Source organism: Nocardia sp. NPDC050712 (assembly GCF_040654295.1).
GTDB lineage: Bacteria > Actinomycetota > Actinomycetes > Mycobacteriales > Mycobacteriaceae > Nocardia.
Genome location: NZ_JBFAHT010000005.1, coordinates 280,697 through 294,716, shown reverse-complemented (window position 1 = coordinate 294,716; position 14,020 = coordinate 280,697). Strand labels below are relative to the sequence as shown.

The window sequence follows — 14,020 nt, the reverse complement described above, 5'->3', positions numbered from 1 at the left end:
ACTCCGACGCCGGCACCTCGCGGCCGAATCGGTGTTGTCATGGACCGCGGCAACATAATTCGGTGTCCGCACAAGCCGCTGAGATCACCCTGACAGAATCGCCGCTGTGAGCTTCATCCGCACCACCCCACGATTTATCGCGGTTACGGGGTTCGAGTCTCAGCGCTTGTTCGGCGGAGGGATCGCCTGGCCGGGCAGCGAGGCGGTCACAGGACGAGCGTGAGCTTGCCGCCGGGCCGACGGGACCGGCTGAGCTCGGCAGCCTCGTGGATCTGGTCGAGGGTGTAGGTGCGGGCGACCGATACGGCCAGGACGCCTTCGCCGGCGAGCCGAGCGAACTCGTCGAGCCGGTCATAGCGCATCTCGATGTGGGTGGTCCGGGCACCCAGCTCGGCCGCGGCGGCGAAGTCGGAGACGGTGAGGACGCGGTCGGGGTCACCGGTCAGCTCGATCAGGGTCGGCAGTGCGCCACCGGCTGGGCTGGCCCGGTCGAGGCGGTCGATCCGGCCGCCGGTCGGGGCCGTGTCCAGGGCGCGGTCAACGCGGCCGGCGGCCAGAGCGGTGACGCGTTCGGCCATGCCGTCGCCGTAACCGGTTACTCGGGCGCCGATGTCTTCCAGCACGGCGGCCCGTGCGGACCCGGCGGTGGCGATCACCCGGATTCCCCGGTGCAGCGCCAAGCGCACCGCGGCCTCACCGACGGTGGAGCCCGCGCCGTGGACGAGCAACAACTCACCCGGCTGGACGCCGAGGTCGTCCAGCGCGTGCCACGCGGTCTCGGCCGCCATCGGCAGCGCGGAGGCCTGCTCGGCGGTGACGCCCTCGGGAATGCGTGCCCAGGCCGCCATCAGCGCGTACTCGGCGGCCCCTGCCGTCGGGCCGTCGAAAGTCGCGGGGCCGAACACTCCGTCGCCGATCTCGACGCCCGTGACATCCGCACCGAGGGCGTCGACGGTGCCCGCGATCTCGAAGCCCAGGCCACGCGGCAACGGCGGCAATCGGTCGGCGAGGAGTCCGTCGACCACCGCCCAATCGCCCGGATTCAGGCCGCACGCCTGCACCGCGACCCGGATCTGGCCGGGTCCCGGCTCCGGCTTCGGGACTTCACGGAGCACGATCACGTCCGGGGAACCGAATCGGTCGAACTGTAGAGCCTTCATGGCGATCTCCAAGTGATGACAGCATCTGTTGTCATTGACCCTACCAGCCCGACGACAGCCTCTGCTGTCATCATGGTGACTATGCCGAGATGGGAATCCGACGCACAGGGCCGCCTCGAACGCGCGGCGCTCGAGCTGTTCGAAACACAGGGATTCGAGCGCACCACGGTCGCGCAGATCGCGCGTACCGCGGGGCTGACCGAACGCTCCTTCTACCGCTACTTCCCCGACAAGCGGGAAGTCCTTTTTGCCGGCAACGAGCTCGAGACCCACCTCGTCACCCGGGTCGAGGCGGCGGCCCCGGACCTCATGCCGTTCGAGGCGCTACTGACCGCGCTGGGGACCGCCGACAAGGCTTTTCGCTCCCGCGAGTTCCTACTGCGTCGCGTCGGGGTGATCGCCGCCAACCCGGCGCTGGCCGAACGCGACCTGATCAAGCTCGCCGACGTCGCCAACGCACTGACGCGGGCACTCGAACGCCGTGGGATCGATTCCGGCGAAGCACGCTTCATCTCCGACATCGCGATCGCGATTTCCCGGCGCGCCACCTCCCGCTGGCTGGCCAACCCGGACGCGACCTTCTCCGAACTCATCACCCGGGCCGCCGCCGAGCTGCGCGACGCGGTCACGCCGCGAGCCCCGACGGTCCGCTGAGTACGACCGGCCGGGCTGGACGATCCAGCTGAAAGATCAATGCCCCGAGACCATCTCGGGGCGTTCGCACGTGCGGAACATCCGCTATTGCTCGCTGATCGCTCGGTCCGGAAGGGGTGCGGAGCCCGGTGGCGGATATCGCAGTTTCTCGACCCCCGGGTATTTCTCGGCCGACTTGAAATCGGCCAAGCCGGAAGGGAACTTGAAAGCGAGTAGTACACCGACGGCCATACTGCCCAGGAACATGGCGCCGACAAGCCCCAGGAGGGGCCAAGCATGGGTGTGCATGCCGGTGGCCATGTTGATCGCCAGCAGGACTACGCCAAGAAGAGTCAGCGCCGTCGGCACCGTGCCGACGACATTGTCGAGCCAGTGCAGAAAGCGGCATCTGACACATCGCGGGACATCGATTCTGGTTTCCTGGGCTCGGGGGTAGCGCAGGACTTTTTGCCTGCCGACCACCCGCGAGGCGCCGGCCACACTGGGGCGTGCATGACAGAACCAGCAGGTCTCGGCCAACCATGTCTCGTCGAGCTCGTAGGTCACCTGGTCGAGGTACCGCACCGCGCTTGTGCCGCTCGCGAACCCGCGGATGTCGGCCAGCACCGCACGAGTTCCCGGACCGTCATTGCAGGCACGGTAGTAGACGGCGATCGCTCTAGTCGCCGCGGTCGTGGTCTCGGTCTTGATCGTGTTCACCGATTCCGGATCTTCGCTACCCAGAACTCGTAGAAATGCCACCACGCGAGCCGCGCTCGTGAGCAAATCCCGTGCTCGATGAAGCCCGCTCCTCGGATCCCTCGTCGCCTTGTCGACCACGCCCGAAACGTGAAACGGTATGCCGCTCAAAATTTCCCGAGCGATCTCGTCACGCACGGACAGCACGGTCGCGGGATCGAACACACTACGGGACGCGGCCGCCTGCGCTGCGAATCGGTGGAGCACCTCGAGTTGCATTGCGGCAGCGTCCATCCGGTCGCCCAGGGCGGCGACCGCGATCGCATTGGCGTGGATTCGAAGGATCGCTGCGGGCAACTCCTGGCGGAGCTCGGCTAGGTCGGCCGGCCCGAACCGGAGCCTATCGTCACCGACCTGGACCTGTTCGGCGCGCACGTGCAGCCACCGCCAGGTGCCGGCGGCGCCGATCGTCATGTCCCATGCGGTGAGCGCGTCGAGCCAGGTTTCGGGATGATCGCCCTGCGGTGTCTCGAAAGCTTCGATGTGTCGCAGAACCGCCAAGTTGTGCGCCGCGATCGGATCGCCGGGCAGCCTGTCGAGCCACTCGGCGTTGGCTTGATCGATGCCGTCGACCGCCGGATCGGTGTACTCGGTGGGCCAGAACCAGAACAGTTCCGCGACCAGTCGTGCGACGGGATCCCGCCCGTCCCGGAGTACGGCTGCGATATCGACATCGCCAGGTAATGGCAGAACCGGCAGCACGGCATGCCGAGTGCGCGGGCCGGTATACCCGTCGTTGGCCACCGATTCGGCGGCCCCGCCCTCCATCCGACTCGCATCGGCGTCGGTCGGCAGGTCTGCGAGCCGGAATGCGTTGCCGCGGTAAGGGGAACCCGGAACGCGCCCGCGAATGACGTACCTCAGTTCGAGGTGCACGAGGCCGAATGTGTCCGGGTCGGGCCGATCGCTCGGGTCGACGACCGCGTCCGGACGCTCGTCGGACGCACAGATGGTGCGCACGCCCTCGGCTCTGTCCAGCCGTGTGCCGGAATATGCGCCTGCGTTGTTTTCGATCATGCCGCTCTACCCTGTGCCGCAACGGGAGCCGCGTCTGCCCCCTGCGTTCAACCGTACAGCGCGCAGACCCCCAGGGCCCGTATTGATCGCCGCACGAACGACGACCGCAGCGGCTGTGCCGGTTCGACCACCCAGCGGTTTCGCCGATCCGCCAGCGCTGAAAGAATCTCAACGGGTCCTGGGCTGAATGGCGAGTTATTGACCGGTCCGAGAACGACCGCATCCGATGTATGTATATCCGATTCCCGCGCTGACCGAACAGGCCAACGCGGTATGCGGTGGAAGATCAACCGGCCGTGTCGATCCGCGGCCGGTCAAAAACAGTGGACTGCCGATTCAGTGTTTTGCTCCCCACATCGCATTCGATCTGGAAACAGCTGCGCCACAATCCTTGTCGATACACTCGTCATGATCAAACCCGTCGTCGTGAAGGACTCCTGTGGAACAGCTCCGGTTCGAAATCACCAAGTACGACCCTGCCAAGTACCCCACCACGTTCGAAACCGTCGTTGTCGATCCCAGCCTCTACCCGGACCGCGTTGATCTCGAGATGGCCGAAGAGGAGGCCCGGCGCCACAACGACAGCGGCAGCCCCGGCGAAAGGTCCGAGTTCGACCTCACCGTGCCCAACGTCTTCTCCGAGCACTCGTTGCTGGGCCCGCCGCAGGTTGTCTCTTCCCGCCCGAAAGGCTTGCTCACCGGCCTTTCGATCTACGTCCCGCCGAACTGGGGCGGTCTCACCGTGTACCAATTGCAGGACTTCGATGACAACAGCGCAGTGTGCGGGATCGCCGATTCGGACTTCGCGCTGGTCTGCGAACTCGTGGAGGGTGTTCAATTCGGGAGTATGTCGCGACACTACGACGACGATGGCATAGTCATTTTCTCATTGGAGACGACGTAGCCGACCGGTCGTAACCGCTTGCCGGTCACGGCTATACGCCACATCCCGACGGTTCCAAAGGCGGCGTGTTCCACCCAGCACCCGGACAGCGCCACCCACCGAAAACACACTCAATTGCCGCTGTGCGCGCTGAGTGAAGTGGTCACGAGGCGGTGGCCGGCGGGCCCAGAGCCGCTGCGCTCAGAACGTCCGCCTCTGCCGAGTTCAGGATGGATCGAGGTGCCCTCTTGCGGAGACCGTCCGCCCCTGCGTTCTGGCCCACGCGCGGATCGCGGCCGCCGAATCAGGTGGCGATGTCGCGTTGGTCAAGACCTAGTCGGGCATCAGCATTGCCGCGTGGGCGTTCTCTGTGCACAGGATCACCGCGGCGCTGGATCCGACCGCGCGTGCCTGATCCCTGCTCAAGCCCCCGTCCATCGCGGTGGTGATCATGCCTTCCAAGGTCGGAACATCGACGCCCCGCTTCGCGTACACCTCGCACATCGCATAGCCGATCTCCAGTAGACCGCTGTCCGACACCCACATCAGCGAGGGCGACCAGTCCCGTGCGGCATCGAGGAAGCGTTGCTCCTCCTTGGGGCTTACCCCCGCATTCGCCCAGCCGGTGCTCGCCACGATCGCGGCGCACGCCAGCGCCGCCACCGCAGTGCTTTTTCCCAACATCAATCGCGCCTTCTGTCGTCCGACTTCGTTTGCTGAGCATACGAAAGATGTCGGACATACGCGGCGTCCGCAGCGAGCTGTGAGCGCCGCTCGAGTCCACAGAATGCCTTCGGCCACAGGGGGTTCCCCGGCCTGCTCGGCGTCGGCGGTCACCGTGGCTGCGTCACTGGAATTGCTGACGACCGAGCAGGCTTCCTGTCCTCGGCCCGGCGCAGACAAGAAGCGACCCTGCGAATGATCGACGGGCCGAGCGGCTCACAACCGCCACTGAAACGTCCGCACATGCCGCATACCGCGCTGACCGAACCGGCCAGGGCGGTGCCGCGGAAGATCAACGCTCAGTGGGCACCTCACTCCCGGCCAACGGACTGTCATGCCGATTTCAGTGCATTGGTCGGATCACGCGCAGTTCATGAGCAGTTCGAAGGCACTGTGTAGGTCGGGCTCGTCGAAGGTCTCGAGGGACCCGTCCGACGCGGTGCGATGCCAGACGATGTAGTGAGTCGCCAGGTAGCTCAAGTCTCCCCATGGCTCCTGCGCGTGGACCCGCGCTAGCACTCGTCCGCATCGCAAGCATTCGAGCCATGGGACGACGAGTAGGCCTGTCAGCGCAGCGTCGGTGATGCCGATCTGGCTTGGATGGACTGGTGTCGCGCGATCATCGGGGAGCAGTCGTATGGAACCGTAGTCGGTGGAATCCCTGACGCAGGCGGCGATTTGGTCGTGGCGGGCCAACCGTTCGCCCCACTGCTCTGCGAGAATTTCGATCTCGGCGCGTGTTCGGTCGTTGATCGGAATCTGGTGCTCGAGAAGCCGTTGCATCAAGATCCACAGCCCGGCTTCTTGGTGGCCTGATTCTCGGCAGTCGCGAAAGTTCTCGGTGTCCTCGGCAGAGGGCAGTAGTCTGGCCAACCGTTCCCATAGGTCATCTTCGTATGCCTCGTAACGGTTGCCGCTCCCCATTGTCGTGACAATACTGGACAGAATTCGGGCGCGCGCTGCTCTCGTTCGCGCCTTGTTGCCAACGGGTGAACGCACTCATCTGCCGCATACCGCGCTGAGCAAGCGTGGCTGATCAACGTATTTGTCGCCGGCTGAGGTGTCTTAGCTGGCGAATGTCGACGTTCCGGCCCAGGTATCTATCACAGGTTTTCCATCGTTGTTGTCACCAATGTGGGTCGGGTTTTCCGTTATGACCGGCGGGGGTTTCCGCTTCCCCATGGGACAGAGCTACTGAATGAGTTGGATGTGCGGGTGATCGGGCGATGCTGGGCAGACGCGCAGGATCATGTTGTAACCGCGAGCGATTGTGACGCCGGGACCGATGGCTGTTCCAGCTTCCAGGGCTTGATCTTCGTACGGTATCCAGCTGCGAGTTGCGCCGTCCCATTCGGTCGAGGCCATGGTGAGCAGTGGCTCGGTTTCGGTTCCGCAGGTGGGACATGGCTGCGGAAAAGGGTCCATGAGCCCCCACCTGATATGGCCGCCGACCTTCCATCCAGGGGCTACACACAGCTCGTCGAAGCGCTCGAAGCCCGCCTCCACCTCGAGGCCAACCGGAACATCGACCCCGGCATGCTGGACCGCCCACCGTCGCACCTGCTCCAGCGGCTCACCGCCACGCACGCGGAGGTCACCCGAGTTCGGGTACTCGACAATGCATTCCGGTTCCACCGTGCACGGCACGGGCACGTAGTCGTAACCGTATTCCACTGCCGCGGGCTCCGGCGGGGCAGTCAGAATATCGGTGACGTCGGCCGCAGAGCGCCACACCAGTGTGGTCTCGGGCATACCTTCGGCGTTGTCCAACGGGCACCACAGAATCTGCAGCAGGTCCTTGCCCGGAGGTGGCCGTAACCCTGGCACATCACGCGTATACAACTGCGCCACAGCCAACATGGCGTTCGGCCCCTCGGGCAGCGGAACACCCCGCTCGAGCCTATCGATTGTTTCCCACTCCTCCGCAGTGAAAGTCCCCCCACTCGAGGCATGGAATTCAGCCATCCGCCGCGACGGCATGTGGCTGTCCCGCTGCAGCTTGGCATCCGCCAACGACTGCAACGGGTTCAGCCCGTGCGGATTCAACGGGTCGGTTACCAAGTGCCACCCGTGCGGGCCATGACAGTGTGGCCATGACTCGTCGGCTGGCCACAACAACGGGCCGCCGATCGAGCTGTCGTACGCCGATGGAGTGCCGCGGCGCGGGTGCAGCCGGGTCGCCGGACGAGCCAGCGGTACCAAGGCGGGACACACGGCTGCGACATCAACAGCTCGGGGTGGCGTGGTGGGGGTCATGAACAAACCTCATCGGATCAGGGTGTTCGAACTGTAGTTCGAACACTATCAAACCCCACGACGGGAGTATTCGGTCGGACGCCTCCTCTGCAGTCAACCGCCACAGGCCCTCGACCGCACGCCGCATATCCGGCCCGGCTACTTCAATCCCCGGCAGATTTCATACGAAAGAAACCGCCCGCGGTGACAGATAGCGTGATCAGGTTGGTCAGTCACAGAAGGGTTGATCTCGCCACCACAAATCCATAGACGTCGGTGGGGGCTGGAACCTTTCTGCCGCGCCCCGCGTGTTTGGAGTTCACCGATCAGCTCGACGCTCAGCCGGCGGCGGGCTTTGCCGAGCGGATCGCGTGGTTCGACCGTCGCGATCAACGCGCGTGCCTTGGTGGCAGACAAGTATTTCTCGGCCCCTCCAGGGAAGAGTTCGAGGAGGAACCGGTGCAGTCGGTTGATTGTTTCGGTGCGGGCGCGTCCGAGTTCGTCACGGCGATCGGCGAGCATGCTCAGCAGGAGTAAGTCGGGGTCGGGTTCGACCCGAAGCAGGTTCGGGGAGTGCAGTGCTGCCATCGCAACCGAGTGGGCATCGACAGGGTCGGTCTTGCGGCCGTTGCCGGTAGCGAATACTCGCACTTGGGCGGAAGTTTCGCAGGCACGTCCACCACGGTTTCCCCGTCGTGGACCAGGCGGCAAGCGATATGGCGGCCCACACCGTTGCAGCCTTCCACAGCCCAGACTCTGTTCCCGAATTGCCGGCCAGCGGCGATCATTTCGGCGTATCCGGCCTTGTCGGTCCCATATCTTCCGACAGCTCGGATCTTGCCGGTGTGGTCGATGATTTCGATAGTGGCTGAGCGTTTGTGTGAGTCCATGCCGATGATGACTGTCATCGGTGTCCTCCCTGGTCGACGGGTGTGATCGGCGAGGGAGGGCAACGCTACTTCGAGCTCGGGCAGACCCCTTTCCAGCCACTCCTCGCGCGGTGCCCGGCGAGAAGCAAGCCATGTGAGAGCCACACCAATGATGCGGGTGGGCAGCCGATTTGAGGGCTTCTCGCTGGGAACCTGGACTTGATCCTGGCCGGGATCAAGCCCTGGCACCAGTCTTAAGTAGCCGAATTGAGTTCGTCCGGATCCGCCGATACCGACGAGTGTACTCAGGTCATATCACTGAGGAGCGTTGGGATTCTGTTCTTTGACCAAGGCTGGTTTGCGGTGTTCGGCAGGCCAGCATTGGATTTGGACGTGCTGCAAATCGGCGGAGGCGTTCGAATCTGGGAACTGGAATAGCGACACTCGCAATCGCAGCCACCCAGCCGGCACTGTTACCAGGTCACCGTCGTGCGCGTCGCTGGCTGGCGAAATGAGTTTCAACCTGCTGGAGTCGACTCGCAGGCTGCACTCGGTCACGCTGTCGAAAGCATCGTTGTCATCGCCAGGAGCAGCGTCGAGAACATCGATCGCGACCGAGACATTGCCGTTGACTCGGGTGCGGATACCGACCGCGCCCTCGGCCAACATTAAGTAGTCGAACAGTACGGAATCGGCCCCTTGGTCAGCCAGTTCAGCGGACGACGCACTGTCGAGAAGATAGATCAGCCCGTCCGCAGAGCGCGCAGTGCTGAGGCCGACCCGCCGACGCGCTTCCCGCACCAGCGGGCTCACACCGAACATCTCGTCGGGATCGGCGGCCTCCACGCATGCCCAGTCCTCAAGCTGCAGTGCGATTCTCGGTGCTTTAGTCGCCTTCCACACCGCCACCAAAGCGTCGATCAACGGCTCGGTTCGTTCCGTCCGACGGTCCTGCGGCGCGATGCACATGTCGTCCCAGGCCGATTCGAGGACAAGATCCAGTAACCAAAAGCTCAGCGACCAATCGAGCTTGTGGGCAAGCAACAGCTCAATGAACTCGTCGAGCCGTGCCGGATCGGAGACCTCGATTGGCCAATCCTGCATCCAATCTTCGAGCGCGATTTTCGCCAGTTGCGCTACCCGCGACGCCGAACCCTCACTGGGATAGATCATGCCGCTGAAGGTAGCCAACGCAGCGATCTTTGGCGACGGAGGTACCGCGCCGGATCCGCACAGGCGAAGCCGCTTGGACGCAAGGTCTCGACAGTCTCGAGCAGGCTATGACGGTATACATCCGCTTCTGCCGCATACCGGGCCGACCGAACCGGCCAGCGCGGGACAGCGGAGTTCGGTGTGGACGGGACTGGCAGCTGCGAGCTCTCACGTCTCTGCGGTTGCCGTCGGGATGGTCAATCGTGTACCCCTGCGGGCCAACTCACTCACTTGCAGCAGCGCGCAACAGATCCCGGCCGCCGTGCCCGGACGCGTGTCCTCGCCCACAGCGACGCGGTCGAGCAATTCACGACAGTGCGAGCGATACACGAACTCCGTCTCCATACGCTGATGCGGCGAAGCAACTAATCGGGGCGGGGCTTTTTCGCGCTTACGGTCCACTGTGTACCAGCGGCGCCCACAGGTGCGGGCTGTCGCGGTGGGCGGCGCGCAGTTCGTGCGCGACCAAATGCAGCGCGGCGGCGGGGGCGTCACTACTGGGTTCGTCCGGCAGGTTCGTGTAGAACGCTTCCGCGGCGCGAGCTGCCAGCATGTCGTCGACCGGCCACAGTGCGGCCACCACATGCCGGAAGCCGGCGAGGTGGAAAGCAGAGGCCAGGTGTACCGATTCGTCAGCGTGTCGCACTGCAGTATTGGCGGTGGAGCAAGCCGACAGGTAGGCCATTTCCGCGCTCTCCAGGCGCAAGCGGTGGACAGCGTTGATCGACAGCTTGCCGTCGTGCAGATGCAGTCCACCGTTCGATGGCACAGCGGGATCGGTACTGGCATGGCAGGCGAAATGGACCCAGTTGCAATCGGCCATTCCGCGTGTCACCTCGCCGACGGTGGCCGAGCGGGCGCTGAGTTCCTGGCTCGCGGTGAGGTGTGCGGCCAGTGCCTCGGATTCGGCGACCGTGCCGGGCAAGTGGGGCATCCCGGGAGTAGTCGGCATCGCGACGGTCATCAGGCGTCGGCTGGCCGGGCGCCGCCGGCCCCGTGCGACGATCAGCGCACGAAGCGTGGGTATGTAAGAGGACACCATGACATCGAGTGCGCCGTTCGCTCCGGGGTGGCCGGCGGCATGCAGGGGCATGGTCGCCAGCGGACCGACCGGCATCCACCACACCCGCGAGATCACTCCCGGTGGCAGCGCATCGGCTATCGCCTCGACCACGGTGTCCCACAACCAGCTCAGCAGGGCCGCCACGGTTTCGCGTGCGCTGGAACCGGCCGAGGGGTCCTGTGTCGCCGATCGGAGCCTGCGTGCCCACGAATACGCCTCGCCACGCCGAAGACCGGGCAGCGCAACCAGTTCGGGGGCGGCGCCGGCGGAGATGATCACCGCATGGCCCTCGGCCTGGGCCGCGTTCACCACTACGACATAGCCGCCTGCGGCCGCGTGGCGCAGTTGCTCGAACGTGGGTGGCAGCAGGAACCGCTCTAGACCCGGCATCGCACGGATCTGGGCGAGCAGTCGGCCGTAGGCTGCCCAGCGAACCCGTAATTCTGTTTGCGGGACCGACTCCGAGCGGTCGTCGAGGCCGGCTCGAACCGCCCGCAACCGGGTCGACAGGTCGGGGGCGCGGTCGTCGAGATCGGTCAGATCCGATCGAGCATCCAACGCGGCGCTGAAGAGCACCGCCCGGCCGTGTTCGGCCGCGACGATCGCTCCTTCGAGATCACCGTTGCGCAGGTGCGCCACGATAGCGTCGCCGACCAGGCCCGAGTGGGTGGCCAGGGCGTCCTCTTGATCGGCGCGCGCGAGTTCGTAGGCCGCTACCGCCGGCAGCGCCGCGACCGCATGGTCTAGCGCCCGCACCGCGACCGCGAAATCGCCGACGGCCATGGCGAGTTCGCCGAGTACGTGCCCCAGCCGGACACGCTGATAGGCCGAGGGCGGGGTGGCGTGTTCCACGGCCTCGACGCCGCGACGCAGATCGATCGGATCGATCGGCGTGCCGGTGGTCTCGACCAGCTTGAGGAGTGCGTCGAACAGGACGGTGAAGGCGCGTAGTTGATTCGGATGCTCGTCAGGCAGGTCGCTCATCGCCTGCCGGCACAGGGTGACGGCGCTGTCGAGGTCCTCGCGATCGGCGGTCTCACGGTGCCGCAGGATCCGGACGATCGCCATGTTAACCAGCCACCAAGCCCGCTCCGGATAGTCGGTCGGTGCGACGTCACAGGCGGTCGAGAAAGCGTCGAGCGACCGCTCGATCAGCGCGGAATCGCCGACTCGTTCGTAGAGCGCCCGATAGGCGCTGCCCAGATTCGTCAACCAGCGCGGACGGTCGGAGTGGTCGCGCGGGATCGAAGCCACCGCGTCTTCGCCCGCCTCGATCGCCTCGCGCAAATCCGCCAGGCTGTCCAGCCTTTCGCCACGCCGGCGCAGCACGATTCCGACGTTGTTCGCGTAGACGGAATGGTCGAGACCCGCCCGGCTGGTCCGGGCCGCGGCCGCCCGGGCGAGTTCGACCGCACGATCGATATCGGCCAGTGCGCCTTTGAAGGCGAATCTCGTCAGGTACTCCATGGCCAGGTTGGACCATTGACCAGGGAGCAGTACGTGGGTGGCGGGAAGGGCGGCCACGGCCTGCTCGCACAATTCGATAGAACGATCGAGATCGTCTATGTCGGAGGTAAATCCGAACCGCGCTTTGTATCCGACGGCCAGTGCACCCAGAACGAATACCGCATGTGAATCGTCGTTGCCGACCATGTCGAGCGCCTGCTGTGCGAGCGATATCGCGGTCTCGAGGTCGGCGAGATTGTTGGTCCGGGCGTGCCGGGCGCGATATATGTGGCTGAAATTGGCCAGGTGCGCGGCCCTTTCGGCGCTCGCCGCAGATTGCTCGATATACGGTGTGTAGACCTCGATGGCTCGGTCGACATCGCGCAGGTCCTGGGTTCGTTCGAAGCGCGCCAGCAACGAGAGTCCCAGATTATGGTTGAACGCCAGCACCATCTCGTGGTCGGGAGCCTCGATGAGCGCCTGCTGTGCGCATGTGATCGAGGCGTCCAGATCGCCGGTGGCGCCGTTCAGCTCGTATCGAGTCCGATAACAGTGTGAAAGGTGCGCGAGCACCACCGGGAACAGCGGGTGCCACGGCGGACCCGAAGTGACTCGCTCCAGCAGTGAACGGGCCCGTTCGCAGCTTTGGACGGCGCGCGCCAGGTGCACGTGGTCGCTGGTCTGCTTGTATCTCGCGAGCTGCTCGAAAGCCTCGTTCAACGACACTGCGGCGCGCGACACTGTCAAGCGCTGGCCGAAGCTCTCGGTTCGTGCCATACCGCTCACCCCCGCAGCCAGCGCGTGAGCGTGTTCGACAGCGCTGTCTGAGCGAAGTAGCTGAAGTGATCGACGAGATCGGGGGTATCAAATCCGAGGCGCTCGACGGTCGGCAGATTCCCGTCGGCTAGTGCGCTGCTCATCGGCACGACGAGATCATTGGTCTCGTGGCCGAATACCAGATCGATGGCCCCACTGCGTGCGATCCGCAGCAATGATTTCCCCGCCGGCGGATCGTAGTTTGCCGCGGCTGTGTAGTAGCGCGCGGCGCCGTGCACCCGGCCGAGCTCCGAGGTGAGCAATTTCGAGGCCGGGTCCATCGCCATCAGCCCGTCCAGCCCGGTGGCCACGCCGGCGGCGATCTGTTTCACCAGCGCGACGATGATATCGACGATGTCGGTGATGCCGTTGTCCGGCAGGAACTGCAGCATCGTCGTGTAGCGATTGAGAAGGTGCTCGATCCGCGCGACGTCCGCCAGGGGTGTACCGGCATTGGGTGTGCCGACCATGACGAGATTGCCGACGGATATCACCTCCGTGCTCTGGCCGAGATCGGGCCGTTCGCCGAGCACGCGACCTACCAGCCCGCCTCGCGAATGGCAGAGCATATCCACGTCGAGCCGGACCTGCTGCTGCCGCAGATATTTGCTCAGCCAGCGGACATTCTCGGTCGGAGTGCACGACACGGTGGGGTGATCGAAGGCCAGAACGCGCCCCTCGTAGGCGTGATGCAGCTGTTTGACAGTCTCGACGGGCAGCCGGCTGAACCCGCCGTGGGTGCTGCTGAATGTGCCGTGCACGACCAGCAATGACCGACCGGAGGCGCAGTGGCGCAGGTGATCGGCCGGTGAGCTCGCTGCGATCTTGGTCGCGTAGTCCTCGACGGTGAATGAGCGGAGGGTGTGCGGGCAGCGGCGTCGTTCCACCTCCTTGACGAAAGCCGCGCCGACCCAGGACGATCCGTCACGCACCAACCGGAACACGAAGATCTGCAGAATCTTCTTGCCGAGCGCACCGATCAGGCCGCGATGCGCCGTCTCGTCCTCCGGATCCGGTACTGCCACCTGGCGCGGCAGCCGATAGGTCAGGGTCGGTGATTCGGGATGGCCCGGCCGCGGGTCGGGAAAGTGCCAGGAAAGCACCCCGTCCTCGGACTCGTACAGCACCACCTGTCCCCAGGCGCCGCCGGGATCCTGCACCTCCAGCACCATGTCGTCGGGTCCGCCGGAACCGCGTGAACCGA

General features: G+C 65.0%; 12 protein-coding genes. 3 read left to right on the top strand and 9 right to left on the bottom strand.

Translation table 11 applies throughout. The features are described 5' to 3' along the window. Positions 1–206 precede the first annotated feature (206 nt). Complete coding sequence (locus AB0H76_RS34010) at positions 207–1,160, bottom strand: NADP-dependent oxidoreductase (protein WP_357331171.1); 954 nt, start codon at positions 1,158–1,160, stop codon at positions 207–209. Positions 1,161–1,241: 81 nt separating this feature from the next. Here AB0H76_RS34010 and AB0H76_RS34005 point away from each other — a divergent pair, with 81 nt between their 5' ends. Continuing rightward, complete coding sequence (locus AB0H76_RS34005; protein WP_357331170.1) at positions 1,242–1,814, top strand: TetR family transcriptional regulator; 573 nt, start codon at positions 1,242–1,244, stop codon at positions 1,812–1,814. An 84-nt stretch (positions 1,815–1,898) separates the two neighbouring features. Here the strand turns inward: AB0H76_RS34005 and AB0H76_RS34000 are convergent, their stop codons facing one another. Further along, positions 1,899–3,569, bottom strand: coding sequence for a hypothetical protein (locus tag AB0H76_RS34000; RefSeq protein ID WP_357331169.1), 1,671 nt, complete (start codon positions 3,567–3,569; stop codon positions 1,899–1,901). 439 nt (positions 3,570–4,008) lie between these two features. Here AB0H76_RS34000 and AB0H76_RS33995 point away from each other — a divergent pair, with 439 nt between their 5' ends. After that, complete coding sequence (locus AB0H76_RS33995) at positions 4,009–4,473, top strand: hypothetical protein (RefSeq protein ID WP_357331168.1); 465 nt, start codon at positions 4,009–4,011, stop codon at positions 4,471–4,473. 312 nt (positions 4,474–4,785) lie between these two features. Here the strand turns inward: AB0H76_RS33995 and AB0H76_RS33990 are convergent, their stop codons facing one another. The 4 genes from AB0H76_RS33990 to AB0H76_RS33975 form a co-directional block, all read right to left on the bottom strand. Then, entirely contained in the window at positions 4,786–5,136 is a 351-nt protein-coding gene (locus AB0H76_RS33990; RefSeq protein ID WP_357331167.1) for a DUF732 domain-containing protein, read from the bottom strand. Between the two features lie 399 nt (positions 5,137–5,535). Next, entirely contained in the window at positions 5,536–6,099 is a 564-nt protein-coding gene (locus AB0H76_RS33985; RefSeq protein WP_357331166.1) for a hypothetical protein, read from the bottom strand. Between the two features lie 267 nt (positions 6,100–6,366). After that, complete coding sequence (locus AB0H76_RS33980) at positions 6,367–7,431, bottom strand: hypothetical protein (RefSeq protein ID WP_357331165.1); 1,065 nt, start codon at positions 7,429–7,431, stop codon at positions 6,367–6,369. A gap of 138 nt (positions 7,432–7,569) precedes the next feature. Further along, a complete protein-coding gene (locus tag AB0H76_RS33975) occupies positions 7,570–8,061 on the bottom strand; it encodes a transposase (RefSeq protein ID WP_357331164.1) in 492 nt (163 codons plus the stop codon). Between the two features lie 44 nt (positions 8,062–8,105). Here AB0H76_RS33975 and AB0H76_RS33970 point away from each other — a divergent pair, with 44 nt between their 5' ends. Beyond that, on the top strand, positions 8,106–8,282 hold the full coding sequence (locus tag AB0H76_RS33970) for a hypothetical protein (RefSeq protein WP_357331163.1): 177 nt from the start codon (positions 8,106–8,108) through the stop codon (positions 8,280–8,282). A gap of 312 nt (positions 8,283–8,594) precedes the next feature. Here AB0H76_RS33970 and AB0H76_RS33965 read toward each other — a convergent pair whose 3' ends face one another. From AB0H76_RS33965 to AB0H76_RS33955, 3 genes are all read right to left on the bottom strand, one after another. After that, positions 8,595–9,452 (bottom strand): hypothetical protein, encoded by an 858-nt coding sequence (locus AB0H76_RS33965; RefSeq protein WP_357331162.1) that lies wholly within the window; start codon positions 9,450–9,452, stop codon positions 8,595–8,597. 430 nt (positions 9,453–9,882) lie between these two features. After that, positions 9,883–12,777, bottom strand: a complete 2,895-nt coding sequence (locus AB0H76_RS33960) for a CHAT domain-containing protein (RefSeq protein ID WP_357331161.1) — start codon at positions 12,775–12,777, stop codon at positions 9,883–9,885. Between the two features lie 5 nt (positions 12,778–12,782). After that, entirely contained in the window at positions 12,783–13,988 is a 1,206-nt protein-coding gene (locus tag AB0H76_RS33955) for a hypothetical protein (protein ID WP_357331160.1), read from the bottom strand. Positions 13,989–14,020 lie beyond the last annotated feature (32 nt).

What these genes read in the sequence shown, in the direction of transcription:
- AB0H76_RS33980 (WP_357331165.1), bottom strand. Translation starts at nt 7,431, where the DNA reads ATGACCCCCACCACGCCACCCCGAGCTGTTGATGTCGCAGCCGTGTGT.
- AB0H76_RS33990 (WP_357331167.1), bottom strand. Translation starts at nt 5,136, where the DNA reads ATGTTGGGAAAAAGCACTGCGGTGGCGGCGCTGGCGTGCGCCGCGATC.
- AB0H76_RS34010 (WP_357331171.1), bottom strand. Translation starts at nt 1,160, where the DNA reads ATGAAGGCTCTACAGTTCGACCGATTCGGTTCCCCGGACGTGATCGTG.
- AB0H76_RS33955 (WP_357331160.1), bottom strand. Translation starts at nt 13,988, where the DNA reads ATGGTGCTGGAGGTGCAGGATCCCGGCGGCGCCTGGGGACAGGTGGTG.
- AB0H76_RS33965 (WP_357331162.1), bottom strand. Translation starts at nt 9,452, where the DNA reads ATGATCTATCCCAGTGAGGGTTCGGCGTCGCGGGTAGCGCAACTGGCG.
- AB0H76_RS34005 (WP_357331170.1), top strand. Translation starts at nt 1,242, where the DNA reads ATGCCGAGATGGGAATCCGACGCACAGGGCCGCCTCGAACGCGCGGCG.
- AB0H76_RS33985 (WP_357331166.1), bottom strand. Translation starts at nt 6,099, where the DNA reads ATGGGGAGCGGCAACCGTTACGAGGCATACGAAGATGACCTATGGGAA.
- AB0H76_RS34000 (WP_357331169.1), bottom strand. Translation starts at nt 3,569, where the DNA reads ATGATCGAAAACAACGCAGGCGCATATTCCGGCACACGGCTGGACAGA.
- AB0H76_RS33960 (WP_357331161.1), bottom strand. Translation starts at nt 12,777, where the DNA reads ATGGCACGAACCGAGAGCTTCGGCCAGCGCTTGACAGTGTCGCGCGCC.